This is a genomic window from Bacillus sp. GMa5/1 (assembly GCF_050172015.1).
GTDB lineage: Bacteria > Bacillota > Bacilli > Bacillales > Bacillaceae_G > Bacillus_A > Bacillus_A cereus.
Window position 1 is genome coordinate 1 of record NZ_JBNLYC010000074.1, and the last position, 21,732, is coordinate 21,732.

The following is a 21,732-nucleotide window of genomic DNA, read 5'->3' on the forward strand; positions in this document are numbered from 1 at the left end:
GTAGCAGTTTAAATATAAATTCGAGGTGAATGCATGCTAGATTTTAAGCAGTTAGAAACTTGTTTAAAAGACAAGAGATTTGTAGATGGATTACAGGAAATAAATAATGAAATTGCATATATAAAAGAAACGAATACTTTATCCTCTGTGAAGAATTGGCTTGCCAATATTCCTTCGCATAAGGAGTTCGATATATTAATTCGCCTTACTGATGAAGGGCTTATGCACCAATACAGTTCATTCCTCATTCGTTACGCTTATAAAAAATTCCCAAATATGAGAACGCTCTCTTTATATTGTGATGAGTTAATTGATGAGCGGAAAATTCTTGAAGCGGAGCAGTTGTTAAAATCTTCTTTAGAAGAGTTAAGTAAAGAAGAAATAGATGCAGATTTTTTAGCGAAAACATATTTTACGTTAGTACGATGTCTTTTAGAAATGAAACGAAACGAAGAAGCGTTAATGTATATGCAAAAAGCAGAGGAGTACAGTGCACGCGCAGTGTTTGATAAATGGGGCTACGTTTATATGCATACAGGTGAATGGGAGAAAGCGGAAAAACAATTTATTGCTGGCATGCAGCATGAAGATTGTGAAGAGTTATCTACCTATTTATTATCACAATTGTATGCGAATAAAGGAGAACAAAAACGCGCGATACAGTTAATCGATGATGCGATTGTAAAATTCCCACAAGTACCATATTTTCATTTTGAGAAGATAAAGTATTTATTAGATTTAGAGCAATATGAAGAGATGTTAGCGGTAATAGATAACATAAATACTCAGCTGCCATATCATGCCTATAATACTTACTTTGTACATTTACGTGCAGAAGCGCTGTACAAAATGAATAAATTTGCAGATTTACAAAAACTATTAAAAGAAGAAAAGAGTTTAAAAGAATCTTTATATCATAATTTAGAAAAAAATCCGGATGGAAAAAAGGTTCACTTGCCGATAGTTCCTATTGTACAAAAGGATAATTATTGTGTTCCGACAAGCTTAGAGATGATGTTGCGTATATGGGGAGAGAAACGTACACAAGATGAAATAGCAGAGTTTATTTTTGATATGACAGGTTCGAAGTTTTCAGATACTGTTTCTTATTTAGAAGAATTAGGTTATGAATATCGTTATTTTAAAGGGAATGAAGAGAATTATAAGAGACTGATTGACGAAGGAATTCCTGTTTTATTAAGTATAGATATTGAGCATGCTTCACACGTACAAGTTCTATCTGGATATGATGATACATTGCAAGCTTTCTATGTTCAAGATCCAAACTTTATAGAACCAGTTCTTGTGGAATATAGTAAATTACAAGAAAAATATCGTTATACAGGCTGTTTAGCAATCACGTTTGTTCCGAAAGAAAAGAAGGAGCAACTAGCGTTTCTAAGTGAAGAAGAAAATCGTTACTTTAAATCTATTTTTTCTCTTACGGATCATTTAGATGAACATGACAAAGAGGGAATTAGTAACTTAGTACAATTTTTAAAAGAAACGAGTGATAATCCAAATACGTGGTTATATACGATAAAGCACTTAGATGTTGAAGTAGAGAAAGAATTTATTTTATATTGTATTGATAAGTTAATGGAAAAGTTTCCGAACTCGGACTTTGTTAAATTGCATGGTGCACAGTGTTTTATTCGTCTTCAAGAAGTAGAGAAAGCGGAGCAAATGCTGACAAGCGTTGAGAAGAAAAATAATCGTGCTTTATATCATTTAATAAACGGAAGATATGCGTTTGAACAGGAAAGTTATCTAGAAGCGATTTCAAGCTTTCGTTTATCGTTACAATTAGACGCAGATCAGCCTATTGCTTGGAGTTTTCTCGCTTTATCCTATATGTATATTGATCAATCTGAAAAAGCATTGCAATACTCTCAAGTTGCGTTAGAGCGTAGTCCTGAAAGGTTCACTTTAACAAATCACGGTTTAATATTAATAGATTTAGAAAGATATGAAGAAGCATATGAAATCTTTAATGACTTGTTAAAAGAGTATAAATATGAAGCGCATGTATGGTATGAACGAGCGAGATGTGCACATCAACTAGGGAAATTATATTTAGCAATAAAAGGGCTTAAAGTAGCGATTCATTTGGATAGTAATGCACCTTACATTTATACGAAACTTTCGGAAATATACGAATCTGATTTGAAGGATGAGGAAAGTGCGAAAGAAATTTTATTAAACGGTATTGAGAATTGTGATGATAAAGCACCTCTTTACGTAAAATTAGGTGACTATCATTTTCAAAATGATAGCTTGGAAGAAGCAGAAGTATTGTATAAGCGTGCTTTAGAAGAAAATGATGAGGATGTTTATTCTCACTTCGGACTTACACAAGTTTATATGGCAAGAGAACAATATAAGGAAGCAAAAGAATATATTCTTGGTCTTGAGAAGCAAATTGAAAAGAGCCAAGATTTCCTCATGAATGCAGGAATGGTTTTATGGGATGCTGAAATTGAACTTGGTGGAAATGAAGAAGGATTTAAAGTAGCGCTATCTAAGTTAGAAAATGGTATAAAGAAAAGTGATTATAATGTAGCAAGTGCGTTAGATGAATATGTGAATCGAATTAAAGGAACGGAATTTGTACAACGAGGTATAGCATTTTTGTTACACAAAGAAAGAAATGAAGTAAGTGAGTACGGTTGTTATGCAGGTATTTTGTATGAATCTATTGGACAGTACGGCCAAGCGATGAAAAGATATAATAAGGCGATAGAACAAATGGAAACGGCATTACCGTATTACCGAATTGGCGAAACACTTATGGCATTAGGGCAATTGACGGAAGCAAAGCAGGCGTATGAAACATGTTTAGAGCTTGATGGGAATTTCGTAGGTGTACATTTACAGCTTGCGGAAATATACGAAAAAGAAGAAAACCGTTCTAAAGAACAAAGTCATATGGTTCAGGCGATGAAAGAAGAGCCGTTGCATATTAATATGGAATATTTGGCACAGCTTTCAGTAGAAATGAACCTTCAGGAAGAATTGCTGATTGAACTAGAACAATTAGCGGACGAAGTACCTGAAATATGGCGTTTAGATGCGATTGCATATGTGTACGGAGCGATGAATGAAACAGATAAAGAACAAGCACAGATTGAATACGCGCTACAATTAGATGGTGAGCATATAGAAGTACTATATCATTATGCAAAAGTATTAGTGAAAAAAAGAAATGTAAAAGCAATTGAAGTTGCAATGAAAGTAATACAAAAAGATTTTGATAATGAACGTATATTTGATGTTTATGTAAAAGCAGTAGAGCAACATAAAAAATTGTCTAACATACGAGATTTTCTTCATACGTTAAAGGTGAAAAAAGCAGAAAGAAGTACAGCATTCATGTATGCTGCAGCTGCGGTTACGGAAATATGGATTGAACGCCAGCTGCATGAACAGCCGAAACGATCTATCATTACGAGAGCTTTTTATCGTATGAAAAATCGTGCGAAAGAAATTTCAATGGTTACTATGATAATTGATTTATATGAAATCTCTTTAAAGTTAAATCCGAAAAATAGTATGGCAGCACAGCGATTTGCGCTATTTTATGAGAATGTCGAGATGAATAAAGAAGCAATAGAGATTCTACACACGTCACTAGAAAATAAATGGGATTATGACGTAGCGAAGCAACTTGTAAATCTTTTCGTTGAGTGCGAGGAAGAAGATATGTTAAGAGATGCTTTGGAATTAACGAAACAAATGGTTCGAGAACTACCAGATGATTATGATACTCTTCTTCTGCAAGCACAAGTATTCTTTAAAGCAGGGGAAGAAAGAAAAGCAGAAAAGATTATCTTACAATTAACAGAGCAAACACCGTTTGTAAGTAGAGCATTTCTTGCTTTAGGAGAAATATATCAAAGTCAAGAAAGGTTTGAAGAGGCAATTCAAGTATTAGAAAATGCTTCTGTACATCATCCAAATGAAACAGCAATTCTTCTTTCTTTAGCATCTTCATATCATGGTGTCGGTCAAACGATAAAGGCAGAAAAAATAACAAATGAAGTATTAATAATTGACGCGAGTGATTTGTTAGCAAGATATGATCGTGCTTGTTATTTAGCGCAGTTAAATAGAAATGAAGAGGCGAAGGAAGAGCTTGAATTTGTCCTTCGTGAGGATGAATCGGGATTCTTTGCTGAACTTATTGAGGATGATGAAAATTTAGCAGCATTGCGAGAATTTGAAAAGTAATTGTATAAGAATAGGGAAAAAAGATAAGGATATATTTTGAATTAGTTGACAATTAGTTGCTAAATGGCATAAAATAACTTTTAACAAAGTATACAAATCTGAAGACGAGAAAGAGTAAAATAGTGAGCTGCTCTCCAGAGAGCCGGTATATTGCTGAAAGTCGGTGTGCAGACGTTATTTGAAAATCATCTCCGAGGAGCCGAGGCTGAAAGTAAGTAAGCCCGGACGGATGTCTACCGTTACAAAGAACACGTATGATAGTACGTTGCTAAGTGCTATTAGTGAAAAAGCTAATAGAATTAGGGTGGTATCGCGGGTAAACCCGTCCCTACTTTATAGGGACGGGTTTTTTGTGTGCTTTAAAATATTCAAAGGAGTGATTGTATATGGAAAAAGTAGATGTAAAAGAATCAGCTGTAGGAAGAGAAATGCGAATTCGCAAACAGTGGAACGAACAAAATATTTTCGAACAATCAATTCAGAATCGAGAAGGCGCACAGTCTTTCGTATTTTATGAAGGACCACCAACGGCGAACGGACTACCGCATGTAGGTCATGCACTTGGACGAACAATTAAAGACTTAGTAGCAAGATATAAAACGATGGCTGGTTATAAAGTGTTAAGAAAAGCGGGATGGGATACACATGGTTTACCTGTAGAATTAGGCGTTGAGAAGCAACTTGGTATTTCTGGTAAACATGAGATCGAAGAATATGGCATTGAACCATTTATTCAAAAGTGTAAAGAGAGTGTTTTCACATATGAGAAGCAGTGGCGTGAATTCACTGAAAGTATTGGTTATTGGGTAGATATGGATGATCCATATGTAACTTTAAAGAATCCATATATCGAAAGTGTATGGCATATTTTGGGGACAATCCATGAAAAAGGATTGTTATATAAAGGACATAGAGTTTCACCATACTGCCCAAGCTGCCAAACCTCATTGAGCTCACATGAGGTTGCACAAGGGTATAAAACAGTAAAAGATTTAAGTGCAACTGTGAAGTTTAAAGTGAAAGATAGTGAAAATGAGTATTTCTTAGGTTGGACCACAACACCTTGGACACTTCCAGCAAACGTTGCGCTTGCTGTCCATCCAAATATGGAATACGTTAAAGCAAAACAAGAAAGTCATGTATACATTGTTGCGAAAGAACGTGTACAAGAAGTATTAAAAGAGAACTATGAAGTATTATCTGTTCATAAAGGCGAAGAATTATTAAACACATCTTATACAGCGCCATTTCCGATGAAAGAAGTTACAAATGGTTACCGCGTTATTGCAGCAGATTTTGTAACGGGAGATAGTGGTACAGGACTTGTTCATATTGCTCCAGCATATGGAGAGGACGATTATAGAGTCGTTCAAAGTGAAGGATTGTCATTCTTGCACGTTGTAGATGAAAAAGGTGAGTATACAGAAGCGGTACCATTTTTGAAAGGGAGATTTGTAAAAGATTGTGACGTGGATATCGTTCGTTATTTAGCGAAGGAAGGTTTACTGTATCATAAAGAAAAATATGAACATAGCTATCCGCATTGCTGGCGTTGTGATTCACCACTACTTTATTATGCAGGAGAAAGTTGGTTAATCCGAACAACTGCAATTAAAGATACATTTTTACAAAATAATGATTCTGTTACTTGGTATCCGGATCATATGAAACATGGACGTTTTGGTAAGTTTTTAGAAAATATGGTGGACTGGAATATTAGCCGAAATAGATATTGGGGAACACCATTAAACGTGTGGGAATGTGAAAGTTGTAATCATCAGTTCGCACCGAAGAGCATTGCCGAATTAAGAAAGCATAGTACGAAAGAAACACCGGAAGATTTGGAATTGCATAAGCCGTATGTAGATGAAGTGCAAGTCTGCTGCGAGAAATGCGGAGGAACAATGAATCGTACACCAGAAGTAATTGATGTTTGGTTTGATAGTGGTTCTATGCCATTTGCACAATATCATTACCCATTTGAAAATAAAGAGTTATTTGAAGAGCAGTTTCCAGCGGATGTTATTGCAGAAGGAATTGATCAAACACGCGGCTGGTTTTATAGTTTATTAGCAGTATCAGCACTATATACAGGAAAAGTACCGTATAAACGAGTGTTATCACTAGGGCATGTTTTAGATGAAGAAGGGCAGAAAATGTCTAAAAGCAAAGGAAATGCACTAGACCCAGTTGATTTAGTAGATAAATTTGGTGCAGATGCGCTAAGATGGGCTTTACTTGTTGATAGTGCCCCGTGGAATGCGAAGCGTTTTTCTGAAAGAACAGTACTGGAAGCGAAATCTAAATTTGTAGATACATTAGTCAATGTGTATAGCTTCTACGTTTTATATGCAAATTTAGATGAGTATAATCCGAAAGAAACGTATGATGTAAAGCTTACGAAATTAGACGAATGGGTATTATCAAGATTGCATAGTACAACGAAAAAAGTGAGAACGGCACTTGATGATTATCAATTTACGAATGCAGCTCGTGAAATTGCAGCACTTGTAGATGAAGTGAGTAACTGGTATGTAAGACGCTCACGTAATCGTTTCTGGGAATCTGGTATGAACGCTGAGAAAGCAGCTGCGTATGAGACACTTCATGAAGTACTTGTAACAATTAGTAAATTAATTGCACCATTTACACCATTTGTCGCGGAAGACATTCATCTGAATTTAGAAGGAAGCAGCGTTCATTTAGCCGATTATCCAGTTGTAAATGAATCACTACTTCAGCCGAAATTAGAAGCGGAAATGGATGCTGTTTTACAAGTTGTTGAACTTGGAAGAAGTAACCGTAATCAGCATTCTTTAAAAGTAAAACAGCCGCTAGCAGAACTTGTATTACTTGAGCATAACGAGAATGATATGGATTGGGAATCTTATCGTGATATCGTTATGGATGAGTTAAATGTAAAAGCGTTCCATGTTGAACTCGATGAAACAAAATACACATCATATCAATTGAAGCTTAATTTTAAAACAGCGGGGCCGAAGTTCGGTAAAAATGTGAATGCAGTGAATGGTTGGCTAAAACAATTATCACAAGAAGAAGTGCAAAACTTTGTATCAACAGGAAGAGCAGTTTACGAAGCAACACCAGGAGAAGAAGTAGTTGTAACTGCTGAAGATGTGCTAGTTGAGAAAGTTGCAAAATCAGGATTCTCTAATACGACTAACGGACAATATACAGTTATGTTAGATACGAATGTAACGGAAGAATTGTTGCAAGAAGGAGTAGCGCGTGAATTCATTCGTGCGGTTCAAGAATATCGTAAACAGTTGAATTTACCAGTTAATTTACGAGTCGATGTTATTCTTGATACAGAAGTAGAGCTACAGCGAACGTTAACGAACCATAAAGATTTATTGGAAGAAAACTTACTCGTTAAACAATTTACATTTGGTCACTTAACGAACGAAGACGATGAACTTTCTTTAGGTGAAACGAAAGTTCGAATTAAATTAAGCGCGGCTCATTAAAGGAAAAGGAAGTTGGAATGATTCCAACTTCCTTTTTGTATGATGGAAATTTATCCGGCTAATTTCCTCATAATCCATTCGATAGGACCTCTAGAAAATTTTTTTCTCCATAACACACTAATTAAAATGCTGAAAATGAAAAATGCAGTAGCAAATAATAAAACGAATAGTAGTGATTGATTTTCCATTCTATTTAATAGAATTAATGTCCCAATACCGATAAATACATGACTGACATAATGAGTTAATGTTAATTGTCCTGTTTGCACAATGGAAGTGACAAACCAATTATTTCTATATTTTTCAGCGATATAGAGGCAAATGATTAATATAGCAATAGAGGATCCTGTAGCAGATAAAATATATAATACATTTGGTAAGATGGGTCCTGTATTAAATAAAAATGTGGCGGTCTTTCTGCCGATGTATGGAATAAAAAAGTGTGTAAGTCCTTTTGATAAAAGTTCTGTCAATATTGTGATTGTAATACCGAGTAAGAGTAATCTTTTTTTTATTTTTTTATTATGAAGATCTAACCTGCCAATTAACATACCGATTAAGAAGAACGAGAACCAAGGGAAAATAGGGTGATAGCCATTAAAGAATAAGTTGCGAAGAAAACCCTTTATTGTCCAGAAGTCTACATAATTTATAAATGGAGTTGGACCTACCCAACCCTCGAAAGTATTGAAAGTAAGCTGAAGAGATTGTGCGAACAATAAAATAATGATAGAAAGAAAAAGTAATAGTTTTTTGCGTACTGTCATGAGTAATGCAGCAACGAAAAGGTAAACACCATAGTAGTGTAATATATCCCCAGTCCACTCCATTACATATAGTAGTAATCCTAAAATAAATAAGAAAAGTGATCGTTTCCATATGGTCTTTCGGCTATTAGAAATTTTTATTTGTTCATTGCTAGCAACGGCTGACCTAGTCATTAAAGTTATACCAATGCCAGCAAGTATAACAAACAAAGCAGAGGCTCTACCTTCAAATAGTGACATGAAGGTTATTAAAAAAGGGGGACCATTTCCTTCTGCACCTGTTATCACCATGAAATTAACAAGTAGCATACCAAACATCGCCCAAGCTCTAGCAAAATCTAAGCCGATAATGCGTTTTTTTGTATTCACTTCAACCCCTTCTTTCAAAAATGTTATTTACAGCTTCAATCCAAATTTGTTTATAATCTATCTTTGCATCAATCATCATAAAATTTCCGATATTATCAAGCACTAATGCTAACATATGAGCTTTTGAAACTAGATTTTTATTTTCAATTAATTGAAGTTCATTTGCTTTTGTAAGGAGTACTTCAAATCCATGTAAGTATTCTGTTTGCACAGTTAGTAATCGATCTTTGTACATCTTGTTTCTTGAAGATAGTAATACATATTCTTGTAACACTCGGTTAAAATAAGGGTCGTTTCGCTGTTCATCAATTATTTTAAGGCCAATTGCAATACATTTTTCAATAAAATTTGATTTTGTAAACTCTTCTGTATGGAAATAAGAAGAGAACTGCATAGCTTTACATAATTCAGTAAAAATACATTCAATTAAAGCATCTTTAGACTTAAAGTAGTAATATATAGATGGTTTTGCGATACCAACCTCCTCACCAATCATCGTATAAGTTGTTTTAACAATACCGTACGTAGCAAAAAGGCGATAACTTGCTTCCATTATTGAAGAGAGTGTTTCTTCACTTTTACTCATATAGATCCTCCTAAAAAAAGGTTATTTAAATCGTATCATTTACAAGTGCTTTTTTCAACCTACCGTTAGGTAAAAAATAGTCTATTTTTTTAAACAGTAATATGAAAAGCTTTAGGGATAAGGAATGGATTTAGAAATTTCTTTCTAAAGTATTGTGTTCACTTTACACATAAATATTGAGAAAATTTCACTTACCCTAAATGGAAAGGTAATAGAAGTGTTCATAGAGAATTACTCGTAGATTCAATTTTTATCCATCCGTTTTGCGGGGAATGATTGCCTAGTGGTAATGGGATAAGGTTGAGCTACTTTATTAGGGGGAGTGGTTCTATGTTTAATAAAAAAATGGTGGCAATGGCAATGACCGTGCCGTTAGTAATGGGGACGATTTCTACGGTTTCGGCATTGGAAAAACAACAGCAAGTAAAGTTAGAAGCTTATTCGCCACAGAAAAAAGCAACTGAATATTTAAAAGAAAATGCTGCGCAGTATGGATTGAAAACAGATCTTTCAGACTTGCAATATATTTCTACAACAGAAACATCAGTAGCTTCATATGTTAGGTTCCAACAAGTTGTTAATGGTGCACCTGTATTTTCAAAACAAATAACAGTTACGCTTAACGGAGAGGGAAAGGGAGTACTCGCTGTTTCTGATTATCAGCCTGTTACAGGTGTGAAGGAAGTAACGACAAAAATTAGTGAAAAAGATGCAATACAAAAATCAATGGCGTATGTTGGAGAAGCAAGTGAGCAAAATTTATGGGCTCCTACAGATAAAGAGTTCGGATATATTGTTGAAGAAGGAATTGCTCGTCCAGTATATAAAGTTGTAGTCCATTCTAATAATCCATTTGGTGCATGGGAAACATTTATTGATGCAGAAAATGGAAAGTTAATTAAAAAGGTTGATATAAACCGAAAAGCTGAAGGGTCAGGAAAAGTATTTTTACCTAACCCAGTCGTATCTAGCGGTAGTAAAGTAGGCTTAAAAGATAATAACGATGCAGATTCAACAGCTCTAACGAACCAACTGAAAACTGTTACGTTAAAAGGTTTAGATGGAACAGGATTTTTAATTGGAGAATATGTAACGATTTCTTCAAAAGCGAAAACAAAATCTACGAATTTACAATTTAACTATACACGCGCAAATGATAGCTTTGAAGATGTTATGTCGTACTATCATATCGACACATTGCAACGTTACATTCAAAGTCTAGGTTTTAAAAATATTAATAACCGTTCGATAAAAGTGAATGTTAATGGTACAACTGATGATAACTCATTCTATTCTCCATCAACAAAAGCTTTAACTTTCGGTACTGGCGGTGTTGATGATGCAGAAGATGCTGGTATTATCGCACATGAGTATGGGCATTCGATTCAAGATAACCAAGTTCCTGGCTTTGGTAGTTCAGCAGAAGGTGGAGCGATGGGAGAAGGATTTGGCGACTTCTTAGGTGCTACATATGAAGATGCAGTATCGACTACTGGATATGGTAAAGCATGTGTTGGAGAATGGGATGCGACTGCTTATTCTAGTTCAGATCCGACGTGCTTACGCCGATTAGATACGAATAAAGTGTATCCGAAAGATATTACAAATGAGGTACATGATGATGGGGAAATTTGGGCACAAGGCCAATATGAAATGGCACAAGCATTTGGACGTGATGTAGCAACGAAAATTATTTTACAATCGCACTGGTCATTAACACCAAACTCTAAATTCAGTGATGGAGCAAAAGCGATTAAGCAAGCGGATGCTCTTTTATATGGCGGACAACATGCTGCTGATATCGATCGCATTTGGGCAGCGAGAGGCATTAGTACGAATTAATATAAAAAGTCGTGGCATTTATAAGCCACGACTTTTTAATTTGCTTACGAACTGGTACTAGTAAATAAAGCTATATCAATGATAGTGTGAATATATCCGTATCCCATTTACTTTTTAGCTTCTTTAAAAACAAAATGCTCTTTAAATTTTCTAGATTCAACTTTTTGACCATTTCGCATCGATCGGAATGGGTGTTCTTGCCATGTAATAATAACATCAACTTCATCTGCTTTTGTAGCAACGGGTAAATTAGCGTGTTCAAATCCAGTTTTTCCACTTGCCAAACGACTTTCCTTTAGGGAAAAGAGTTCATATTTCGTTTTCTTATTTGGTTCGTTGCGGAATACTTCGACGTTTACATTATATACTTCACTATTCCCGACATTCTTTACTGAAAAATGATATGTTTGAAATTCATCTTTTTTAGCTTGAAGCATATTCTTGTTTGTTTTTTTCGGTTTATCAATATTCACTTGCCATTGATCAGAGTTTTGAGAGATTGGTAAAGATTTTGGTGAATAGGCATACGTTTCGTTTACTACAATTAAGCAAAACAAAAGGAAAAAGAAACTAATTGCTTTTTGCATATACACACCTCGCGTTAAAATTTTTATTAATATGCGTAAATGAATTAGTTTTTATGTAAAAATTGGAAAATATTAAAGGTGTAATTTTGGATGTAATACATAAGAATATGTATTACAAAATTAACTTTTCACACTTTAGAAGAAGTTAGGAGTTATAAAACCAGAATGTTTCAAAAAAAGCTTGCGTTTTATAAGGTGAGGAGTTAGAATACTCTGTAAATATAAAAAGTGATGATCAGGAAAAGTACATGGTGCAAAGGTCTACAGAGAGCAGCCAGTTGCTGGGAAGGTTGCGATACCGCATGATGGAAAGACACCTGTGAGTGTTGCTTTGAACGTGATTATTAGTAAAAGCAAACGGTACCTACCGTTATCAGGGCTAAGATGGTCAGTATGACAATTTGGGTGGTACCGCGGAAAAAATCCGTCCCTATTTATAGGGGCGGATTTTTGTATTCTTTGAAAGGGGGTGAGTGACCGTGGATGATGACGATGACAACAATAACGTAAATAAATATAAAATTACTGGAGGGAAAAATAATGGATTCAATAATGAAGCGTTCACTCACAAAAGAATGTACAAAGCAAAGTGGAAAGGTTGTATTACTTCAAGGATGGGTAAAAAAGATTCGACATCTTGGAAATGTTAGTTTTTTATTATTACGGGACAGAACAGGAGTAATTCAATGTGTATTAGAAAATGAATTGGCTGGATATAAAGTTGATGTAGAAAGTGTCGTCCACGTAATTGGTGAAATAGTCGAAACATCGAAAACAGAATTGGGTGTTGAAGTACTTGCTCATGAAGTGAAAGTAATAAACGGTGCAGAGCCACTTCCATTTGAAATAAATAAAAAGAAGTTACAAGTTGGCTTAGATCAACTACTTAATGAGCGAGTAATATCATTAAGGCATGAGCGAACCGCAGCGATTTTTAAAGTGAAATCTACACTCGTTCAAAGCTTTAGTGAATTTCTTATAGAGAACGATTTCACACGAATATTTACGCCGAAAATTGTTTCGCAAGGGGCAGAAGGAGGAGCAAATGTTTTTAAGCTTCCATACTTCCAAAAAGAAGCTTATTTAGCACAATCACCACAGTTCTATAAGCAAATGATGGTGGCAGGTGGGTTAGAACGAGTTTTTGAAATTGCACCTGTATATAGAGCGGAACATCATAATTCTTCCCGTCATTTGAATGAATATATATCGTTAGACGTAGAGCTTGGTTTTATTCATGATTTTTATGAAGTGATGCAACTAGAAACGGATGTTTTACGATATATGTTTCAACAAGTAGCGAAAAAATGTGAAATAGAACTACAACTATTACAAATAGAAGTACCTGTTATTACTGAAATACCTAAAATTACATTGTTAGAAGCACAAGAAATTTTGAAAAGTAAGTATCGTAAAGAATCTCCTGTAGGGGATTTAGATACAGAAGGTGAAAAGTTACTAGGGAAATATGTGAAGGAAATATATAATAGTGAATTTGTTTTTATTACGCATTATCCGAAAAAAGCGAGACCGATGTATACGATGCCGAATAAAGAGAATCCAGCTATTACTGATTCATTCGACTTATTATATAAAGGATTAGAAATAACGTCAGGGGCACAGCGAATTCATAATTATGAAATGTTACTCGCTTCGTTTAAAGAAAAAGGATTACACCCAGATAAATTTCAATCTTATTTAAATACATTTCGATATGGTTGTCCACCACATGGAGGTTTCGGAATTGGGTTAGAAAGGGTTGTATATAAACTTTTAGAATTAACAAATGTACGAGAGGCGAGTGCTTTTCCGAGAGATTGTACTCGTCTCATACCGTAAAAAGAATCTTCGCGATTATCGCGAAGATTCTTTTTTTATAGTTCGTTTGAAAAGGTGAAAATATAGACTCTTTCTTTTTCTAATAAGCTTAGTAAAAGTCAGTTGAAATATGAACCATTTCGACAAAAAAATCAATATACCCTTGACAGTTACAAATATAACAGATATACTTCATATTAATTTCAAAAGAAAATATATTCTAAATATTAAAATGTGTTGAATAGGAGTAGTAAGGTCATGTATTTGTACAGAGAGCTATGGGTTGGTGTGACATAGTCAAATAACATCCTGAACTCGCCTAGGAGCAGTAAGGTGGAACGGAATTACATTCTTAGTAAATCTTAACGGTTAACCTTCGATATTAGGTTTGTAATCAAACGATTACTACTAAGGTGGATTCATAATGGAATCAATAAGGGTGGTACCGCGTTAAGTAAATGGCTTAGCGTCTCTTTATATAGAGATGCTAGGCCATTTTTTTATTATATGGAAGAAGAAATGGAGGGTTTATTTGAATAGGTTTATAAGATTTATTTATTTATATAAAAAGATTTAATTAGGAGGAAAATGAGATGAAACAGACGGAGCAATGGACTTCGAAATTAGGTTTTATAATGGCGGCAGCCGGATCAGCAATTGGACTTGGTGCGATATGGAAGTTCCCTTATATCGCTGGGAAGAGTGGGGGAGGAGCGTTCTTTTTAATATTTATATTATTTACTGTTTTAATTGGACTACCGCTACTTATAGCTGAATTTATGATTGGACGCAGTACGCAGAAACAAGCAGTTGGAGCATTTAAAAGCATCGCACCAAATACGGGATGGCATTGGATTGGACGCCTTGGTGTTGGAACTTGTTTTATACTACTTTCGTTTTATAGTGTTGTAGGTGGATGGGTATTAATTTATTTATTCAGAGGAATAACTGGACAACTGATTACTCCAGGACAAAATTACGGTACATTATTTACTGAAACAATTGGGAATCCTGCTTGGGCTATTATGGGACATTTCGCTTTTATGTTCATTACGATATGGGTTGTATCAAAGGGTGTACAAAACGGAATTGAAAAAGCAAGTAAATATATGTTGCCAGCATTGTTCGTTTTATTTGTCGCTCTTATTATTCGTTCGTTAACACTTGATGATGCAATGAAAGGTGTGAAGTTTTTCTTACAACCAGATTTCTCAAAGATTACTTCGGAAAGTATTTTGTTCGCAATGGGGCAATCATTCTTTGCAATTAGTATCGGGATTTCAATTATGGTTACGTATAGTTCCTATTTAAATAAAAAAGAAAGTTTACCAAAATCAGCAATAACAATTGTTGGATTAAATTTATTTGTTTCATTATTTGCAGGTCTTGCTATTTTTCCAGCCGTATTTTCATTAGGAATGGAGCCAACAGAAGGACCTGGATTACTATTTATCGTATTACCATCTGTATTTAGTCAAATCCCATTCGGTGGATTTTTCTTAACAGTATTTCTTGCACTATTTACATTTGCGACATTAACATCAGCATTTTCTCTACTAGAAACTGTTGTTTCAGCATTAGCAAATGGTGAACAAGAAAAGAGAACGAAATTATCATGGCTGATCGGTTTCGGCATTTTCTTGGTAGGTATACCATCAGCGTTATCATTTGGAGTATGGAGTGATATTACGATTTTCGGAAAGAATATTTTTGATGCAGTAGACTTCTTATCTAGTAATATATTAATGCCACTTGGAGCACTATTTATTAGTATTTTCGTTTCATTCAAAATGGAGAAGAAGGTACTAGAAGCAGAGTTTTTTGTAGGTGGAAATTATGGAAAGAAAGTATTTACTTATTGGGCATTTTTACTTCGATTTGTAGCACCACTTGCAATAATTATAGTCTTCTTAAATGTAATAGGGATTATTTAATATTAAATGTTATAATATTCAGTAAAAAAAGGGGTGATGATCATAAAGAAAAATTTGATAGAAGCAGGGAAATATATGAATATTAGAGGGAAAAAGCTATACGTTGAAACACATGGAAATCCTAAAAATAAGCCAGTCTTATACTTGCATGGTGGACCAGGAGAAAGTTGTTATGATTTTTCATTTCATCAATCGGAACGTTTAAAAGATTCTCTATATGTAATTATGATAGATCAAAGAGGTGTTTGTCGCTCAGAAGAAATTACTGAAGACGAAGCTTTTGGATTAAATGATTTGATTGAAGACTGTGAGGAATTAAAAAAAGTATTACAAATTGAGAAGTGGTCTATAATTGGACACTCTTTCGGTGGATATGTAGCATTGCTTTATGCGTCGATATATCCAAGTTCAATAGAGAAAATAATATTTGAAGGACCAACTTTTGATTTTGCATTAACAAGTAGGGCTTTGTTACAAAAGACAGGGCATTTATTAAAAAAGTATGGAAAAGAAGAAGTAGCAGAAGAGTGCTTTGCTTATTCATCTAGCGAGGCTAGTTCAGAAGAGTTGTTAGAAGCTTATATAAGACTAAGCGCTGAATTAGAAGAAAAAAGAATGGAGATTTACAATAATAAGGAAGATAGGACAGATGAGAGTTTATACAGTGATGAAGAGTGGGAAATATTTTCAAATCGCTCCAAAATTCACTTTGATAGATTAAAATTAGAGGGAGCATGTCATACATCATTATTATCAAAAATAAAAGATGTACAAAATCTAATGTTATTAATAGTAGGAAAACATGATGTAGTAACGTGTGAAGAACAAATTAAAACATTTAATAAAGATGCCCGAAACGGCAAGTATATCGTATTTGAAGAGAGCGGTCATTCACCTCATTATGAGGAAGCAGATAGATTTGCAGAAACAGTCATACATTTTTTGAAATGAAGAAAAGGGTGCTTCTATAAATGAGAGGCACCCTTTCTAAATTTCTGGATATGTGATTGTGATGTTAGGCCACTTACTTTGCCAATTCTTTTTTATAACTCTGTTTTTGTACATATGTAATCGTTCTTTCGATTCAAGAAAATGAGCTGTTGGTTTCACTTGTAAGGAAAGGACATCTTCAATACCACATGGTGCTGTTAAGATAACGTTGTTTAGTTCATCAAGTGTAACTCCTAAAGCTGTTGCTGTTTCAGGGAATTTAGAAATAGCATTAACAGAAGAAGAATATGGTGGCATATTATTCACTACATGCATACGAGCTTGATTTTTTACAGACCAAGGGATAGTAGCATCAATATTCATTAATTTCGTTTCTAATGATTGTTCGTATATCTCATCTTGATGTAGACTATCATAATAAATCACATCAACATCAGGCATAGCCGTTTTAGCTTCATAGTCATGTAAAGTATCCCAAATTTTAGAACGAACAAATCCGGCACAAATCCACCAATCAGGTAGCTCTAGTGATTTTGCCATTTGTAATACATTCATCATCCATTCGTCGTTTTCTATTAAGCGAATTATATCTTTCTCTGTTTTGATCTTCATTGATAAATTCACCTTTCTAGTAAATTAATGCATCAGTTCAATAATCCATAAAATCCAGTAAGCACCTGGTACAAATAGCAGTTGTGCTAATAATGTGCCGAGAAGTCTAGAAATCATTAGCCAACCATACATTTTACTCATAGATTCAGCACCGCTTTCTGATTGTAGAGCACGTTCTGTTAAAAGAGCAATGCGTGGATCGAGTAATACAGTTAATAAAATAGTGGCGAAACCATTTACAAGGCCAGAAGCTGTACTTGCATTTGTTGCATAATCTGGATTTAAAAAAGAAGCGTAAAGGGCTGAAAGTACCCCTGCTGTATAAATAGCAGTAGCAAACATGTTAATAAGCATAATACGCTTTGGAATACCACCGATACGCAGTCTATGAATCATTTCTAACTTTGGAAAACGGACATATTTTTTTGTGTACTTTAATTTTTGAATGTTATTCGTTTTCATCATTCGAATGAAAGAACCGTCTGTTTCAAAGTTTTGAATGACATATCCAAATAATTTTGTCAAAGTTGGATAAAGAATGATCGCGATTAATGTACCGATAGAAGCCGATAATAGTACGAGTCGTATAATATGCTCTAAATTAATAGAAGAATCTAGTTTTGCTTCATCGACAATACCACCGATTAAAAAGGCTTGTAGTAAGTTTGATGTTCTTGAAATAAGTAACACCATTCCTACAACAGACAAGGCAACCGCAATCTTCTTTAAACGTACTCCAGCTAATCGAATACTATAAGAGCTTGTTTCAACTGCGTGGATCACAATTGTGAAAGCCATTATAAAAATTAACGTAATTGACATTTGTTTCACCAGTTTCTATTAAAATAATTGCAACTTTTTTACTGTATCATATCTATCGTATTTTGTAACTGAAAGTATGTGACATATGGAAATTGATTTTTCGAAAAAATAGATAATAATAGTATAATAGGGAGAAGTGGAAGAGATGTTAGCACTTATTTATACAGCAAATTAAGTGGAGGAATGAAGCATGTATAAAACATTTCTATTTGATTTAGATGGAACTTTAACGGATCCGAAAGAAGGGATTGTAAACTCGGTTTTATATGCATTAAAAAAAGTAGGAATTGAAGAAGTACATATAAGTGAGTTAGATTCATTTATAGGTCCTCCTATTCAGCAATCATTCATAGAGAGATATAATATGAGTGAAGGAGAGGTTGAACGTGCTGTTTTTTACTTCCGTGAGTATTTAAAGCAGCGTGGATTGTTTGAAAATAATGTATACGAGGGGATTCTGAAGCTCTTGCAACAATTAAAAAGTTCAGGGAATCGCATATTCGTAGCAACTTCAAAGCCCACTGTATTTGCGAAACAAGTTATAGAGCATTTTCAATTAACGAATTATTTCGAAGACATCATTGGAAGTAATTTAGATGGTACGAGAATAAAAAAGAAGAAATAATTGCTCATATTTTACAAACACATGAAGAACTAAATAAAGAAGAAATGATAATGATTGGTGATAGAAAGCACGATATAATAGGTGCAAATCAGAATGGAATTGCTTCAATTGGTGTTTTATATGGCTATGGCTGTGAAAAAGAACTGACTGAAGTTAGTGCGACCTACATAGTGAAAGATGTTGAAGAACTGTATCATTTTTGTGTAGAGAAAAATTTAATACAGCAGTAAATATAGATTCTAGCAATCCCTTTATAACGTATGACGATGAATTCGTTTCTGTTTAAAGGGATTTTTCATATGTAATCGAATAATTATAATTAGACATTTTTAGCATAAAAATTTGTATGAATAAGAGGAGGGATGTCAGAATTAAAAGGTTAGTAGAAATTTATCAATAAAATTTAGAATATTCTGTTTAATGGAGGGGTAAAATTGGAGTTAGTTATTATATTATTAGCACTAAGTTTACTTATGTTCGTAGCATACAGAGGTTTTTCTGTTATTTTATTCGCGCCGATATTTGCATTATTTGCAGTATTTTTGACAGAACCTAGTTATGTATTACCTTTCTTTTCTAATATCTTTATGGAGAAAATGGTTGGATTTATAAAATTATATTTTCCTGTGTTTTTATTAGGAGCAATATTTGGAAAAGTAGTGGAAATGTCAGGAATTGCAGATTCTATCGCAAAAACAATTATTGAGTTAGTTGGTGAAAAACGTACTATATTAGCGATTGTATTAATGGGGGCTATTTTAACGTATAGTGGTGTTAGTGTGTATGTAGTAGTGTTTGCTGTTTATCCGTTCGCAGCTAAGTTGTTTCGACAAGCTAATATTCCAAAGCGTTTAATCCCTGGAACGATTGTTCTTGGAGCAGTAACGTTTACAATGGATGCGCTACCTGGATCACCACAAATTCAAAATGTAATACCTACAACATTTTTTAAAACGGATATTTATGCTGCACCGATACTTGGGATTGTAGGAGCAATTTTTGTTCTTACATTAGGTTTACTATATTTAGAGAGTAGACGTAAGAAGGCAAAAGCAGCAGGTGAAGGATACTTTGGTTTTAATGATGGAAATACTGAAATGGCAGCATCTGTGCAATTAGAACAAAAAAATATGCCATTAATTAATAACATTGAAATTACAAGAGCACAACAACTTATTGCATTTATACCACTTATTTTAGTAGGTGTAATGAATAAAGTGTTTACTATTATGATACCGAAGTGGTATCCAAGCGGTTTTGATTTTTCTGCAATTGGTATGAAAGCATTTGGAAAAGTAGAATTAAGTGCAGTAGTAGGAATTTGGTCTGTAGAATTGGCACTTATTATAGGAATCTTAACAACGTTATTATTATATTGGAAGCGAGTAGTAACAGGTTTCCAAGCTGGATTGAATACAAGTATTGGTGGAGCGCTACTTGCAACGATGAATACAGGAGCTGAGTTTGGATTCGGTGGTGTCATTGCAGCACTTCCAGGCTTCGCAATTATGAGAGATGGCATCTCTGCTACTTTCACAAATCCGTTAGTGAATGGTGCAGTAACGACGAATATTTTAGCTGGAATTACAGGCTCGGCATCAGGAGGAATGGGAATAGTATTAAGCGCAATGGGAGACAAATTTATTGCAGCGGCCAATCAATTTGATATTCCATTAGAAGTTATGCACCGTATCGTATCAATGGCATCAGGAGGAATGGATACACTACCACATAACGGGGCTATTATTACTATTCTTACAGTAACAGGATTAACTCATAAACAGTCATATAAAGATATATTTGCTATTACAATTTTGAAAACGGTTGCTGTATTTTTAGTTATCGCATTCTATACTTTAACAGGACTCTATTAAAAAATTTGAATCGTAAAGATTCATCAAATCGATAATTTATATTATAAAATATTAATTAGGATAAGAAGGGGTGGGGGACTTGCAAGAGGTTTCTGAGTTTCGTATGCCAAAGTCGGTATTATATGGAAGGAATTCGCTTGAAAAACTGGGAGAACAATCAAAAAAGTTAGGGAAAAAAGCTTTTATAGTTACTGATACAATTATGGAGAAATTAGGATATGTTGAAAAGTGTATGCAACAACTAAATAAGAAAGGTATTACTGTTAGCACATATAATAAAGTGGATGCTGAGCCTACAAATATACACGTATTAGAAGCGTTATCTCTTTGTAAAGAGGAAAAGTGCGATTTTATTATCGGTATTGGTGGTGGAAGTTGTATTGATGCTGCGAAAGCGGTAGCGGTTTTATATAAAAATGGTGGAGAAGTTGAGGATTATGTCCAAAAGGATATTGAAATAGAAAACAATCCACTACCACTTATTGCAATTCCAACAACTTCTGGTACTGGTTCGGAAGTTACAAGTGTAGCAGTAATTACGAATAAAAAAACAGATGTAAAAATGATGATGAAGCATCCTAGTTTTATACCGAAAGTAGCAATTATAGATCCAGTTTTGACAAGTTCGTTACCACCACAAATTACGGCAGCAACAGGAATAGATGCGTTATGTCATGCGATTGAAGCTTATATTTCTAAATTTTCACAACCACTTACAGATGTACTTGCTCTTTCAGCTATTGAAAGTATTATGAAATATTTACGTATAGCATATGAAGATGGACATAATATGGAGGCAAGAGAAGCGATGATGATTGCTTCCTTACAAGCTGGAATTGCATTTTCGAATGCATCAGTTACATTAGTTCATGGAATGTCAAGGCCAGTGGGAGCATTATTTCATGTACCGCATGGAATATCAAATGCCATACTATTACCTACAGTGTTAGAGTTTACGAAAACAAGTGCAGTGAAAAGGTTTGCAAAAATTGGACGTAACTTAAATAAGGATTTGTATTCGAATTCTGATGAGGAAGTAGCAGACTATACGGTTGGGGAAATAAAAAAGCTTTGCTATGATCTTCGTATTCCAAATTTAAAAGAATACGGTATCGATGAAATTGAATTTGAAAATGCTATCTCTAAAATGGCATCAGATGCAATTGAAAGTGGTAGCCCAGCTAATAACCCACGTGTTCCATCATATGATGAAATCAAAGAGTTGTA

Annotated in this window: 13 protein-coding genes, 1 pseudogene and 3 other annotated features; of the genes and pseudogenes, 9 read left to right on the forward strand and 5 right to left on the reverse strand. The window is 34.3% G+C overall.

The window, feature by feature from the left end:
* Nucleotides 1-33 precede the first annotated feature (33 nt).
* Both ACQGSG_RS17305 and ileS read left to right on the forward strand, forming a co-directional pair.
* Nucleotides 34-4,230 carry a tetratricopeptide repeat protein gene (locus tag ACQGSG_RS17305; protein ID WP_325842633.1) on the forward strand — a complete coding sequence of 1,399 codons (4,197 nt, stop codon included), beginning with the start codon at nt 34-36 and terminating at the stop codon, nt 4,228-4,230.
* A 92-nt stretch (nt 4,231-4,322) separates the two neighbouring features.
* Nucleotides 4,323-4,563 (forward strand) — a binding site (T-box leader).
* A 53-nt stretch (nt 4,564-4,616) separates the two neighbouring features.
* The gene (gene ileS / locus ACQGSG_RS17310) at nt 4,617-7,718 is read left to right on the forward strand and encodes an isoleucine--tRNA ligase (protein ID WP_058839548.1); all 3,102 of its coding nucleotides are present in this window, start codon (nt 4,617-4,619) and stop codon (nt 7,716-7,718) included.
* Nucleotides 7,719-7,768: 50 nt separating this feature from the next.
* Here ileS and ACQGSG_RS17315 read toward each other — a convergent pair whose 3' ends face one another.
* Together ACQGSG_RS17315 and ACQGSG_RS17320 are read right to left on the reverse strand one after the other, a co-directional pair.
* Nucleotides 7,769-8,854, reverse strand: coding sequence for a heparan-alpha-glucosaminide N-acetyltransferase domain-containing protein (locus ACQGSG_RS17315; protein WP_325842632.1), 1,086 nt, complete (start codon nt 8,852-8,854; stop codon nt 7,769-7,771).
* Between the two features lies 1 nt (nt 8,855).
* Nucleotides 8,856-9,440, reverse strand: a complete 585-nt coding sequence (locus tag ACQGSG_RS17320) for a TetR/AcrR family transcriptional regulator (RefSeq protein ID WP_000045224.1) — start codon at nt 9,438-9,440, stop codon at nt 8,856-8,858.
* Nucleotides 9,441-9,770: 330 nt separating this feature from the next.
* On the opposite strand from ACQGSG_RS17320, the gene ACQGSG_RS17325 reads away from it, so the two are divergent.
* Entirely contained in the window at nt 9,771-11,282 is a 1,512-nt protein-coding gene (locus ACQGSG_RS17325; RefSeq protein WP_000482274.1) for a M36 family metallopeptidase, read from the forward strand.
* 107 nt (nt 11,283-11,389) lie between these two features.
* Here ACQGSG_RS17325 and ACQGSG_RS17330 read toward each other — a convergent pair whose 3' ends face one another.
* Nucleotides 11,390-11,869 (reverse strand): hypothetical protein, encoded by a 480-nt coding sequence (locus tag ACQGSG_RS17330; RefSeq protein WP_069605045.1) that lies wholly within the window; start codon nt 11,867-11,869, stop codon nt 11,390-11,392.
* Nucleotides 11,870-12,091: 222 nt separating this feature from the next.
* Nucleotides 12,092-12,304 (forward strand) — a binding site (T-box leader).
* Nucleotides 12,305-12,409: 105 nt separating this feature from the next.
* Here ACQGSG_RS17330 and aspS point away from each other — a divergent pair.
* The 3 genes from aspS (at nt 12,410) to ACQGSG_RS17345 (ending at nt 16,572) form a co-directional block, all read left to right on the forward strand.
* Nucleotides 12,410-13,708, forward strand: a complete 1,299-nt coding sequence (gene aspS / locus ACQGSG_RS17335) for an aspartate--tRNA(Asn) ligase (RefSeq protein ID WP_000377345.1) — start codon at nt 12,410-12,412, stop codon at nt 13,706-13,708.
* 207 nt (nt 13,709-13,915) lie between these two features.
* Nucleotides 13,916-14,164, forward strand: a binding site (T-box leader).
* A gap of 116 nt (nt 14,165-14,280) precedes the next feature.
* Nucleotides 14,281-15,621 carry a sodium-dependent transporter gene (locus ACQGSG_RS17340; protein ID WP_000814538.1) on the forward strand — a complete coding sequence of 447 codons (1,341 nt, stop codon included), beginning with the start codon at nt 14,281-14,283 and terminating at the stop codon, nt 15,619-15,621.
* A 75-nt stretch (nt 15,622-15,696) separates the two neighbouring features.
* Nucleotides 15,697-16,572 (forward strand): alpha/beta fold hydrolase, encoded by an 876-nt coding sequence (locus ACQGSG_RS17345; protein WP_025966775.1) that lies wholly within the window; start codon nt 15,697-15,699, stop codon nt 16,570-16,572.
* Nucleotides 16,573-16,608: 36 nt separating this feature from the next.
* Here ACQGSG_RS17345 and ACQGSG_RS17350 read toward each other — a convergent pair whose 3' ends face one another.
* Together ACQGSG_RS17350 and ACQGSG_RS17355 are read right to left on the reverse strand one after the other, a co-directional pair.
* The gene (locus ACQGSG_RS17350; protein ID WP_000695357.1) at nt 16,609-17,184 is read right to left on the reverse strand and encodes a nucleotidyltransferase family protein; all 576 of its coding nucleotides are present in this window, start codon (nt 17,182-17,184) and stop codon (nt 16,609-16,611) included.
* A gap of 24 nt (nt 17,185-17,208) precedes the next feature.
* Nucleotides 17,209-18,006, reverse strand: a complete 798-nt coding sequence (locus tag ACQGSG_RS17355; RefSeq protein ID WP_000028915.1) for a lipid II flippase Amj family protein — start codon at nt 18,004-18,006, stop codon at nt 17,209-17,211.
* Nucleotides 18,007-18,196: 190 nt separating this feature from the next.
* Here ACQGSG_RS17355 and ACQGSG_RS17360 point away from each other — a divergent pair.
* From ACQGSG_RS17360 to ACQGSG_RS17370, 3 genes and pseudogenes are all read left to right on the forward strand, one after another.
* A pseudogene (locus ACQGSG_RS17360) lies at nt 18,197-18,861 on the forward strand (HAD family hydrolase).
* A 204-nt stretch (nt 18,862-19,065) separates the two neighbouring features.
* Nucleotides 19,066-20,505 carry a GntP family permease gene (locus ACQGSG_RS17365; protein ID WP_000424329.1) on the forward strand — a complete coding sequence of 480 codons (1,440 nt, stop codon included), beginning with the start codon at nt 19,066-19,068 and terminating at the stop codon, nt 20,503-20,505.
* 79 nt (nt 20,506-20,584) lie between these two features.
* The coding region (locus ACQGSG_RS17370; protein WP_426947721.1) for an iron-containing alcohol dehydrogenase at nt 20,585-21,732 on the forward strand (1,148 nt) is incomplete at its 3' end.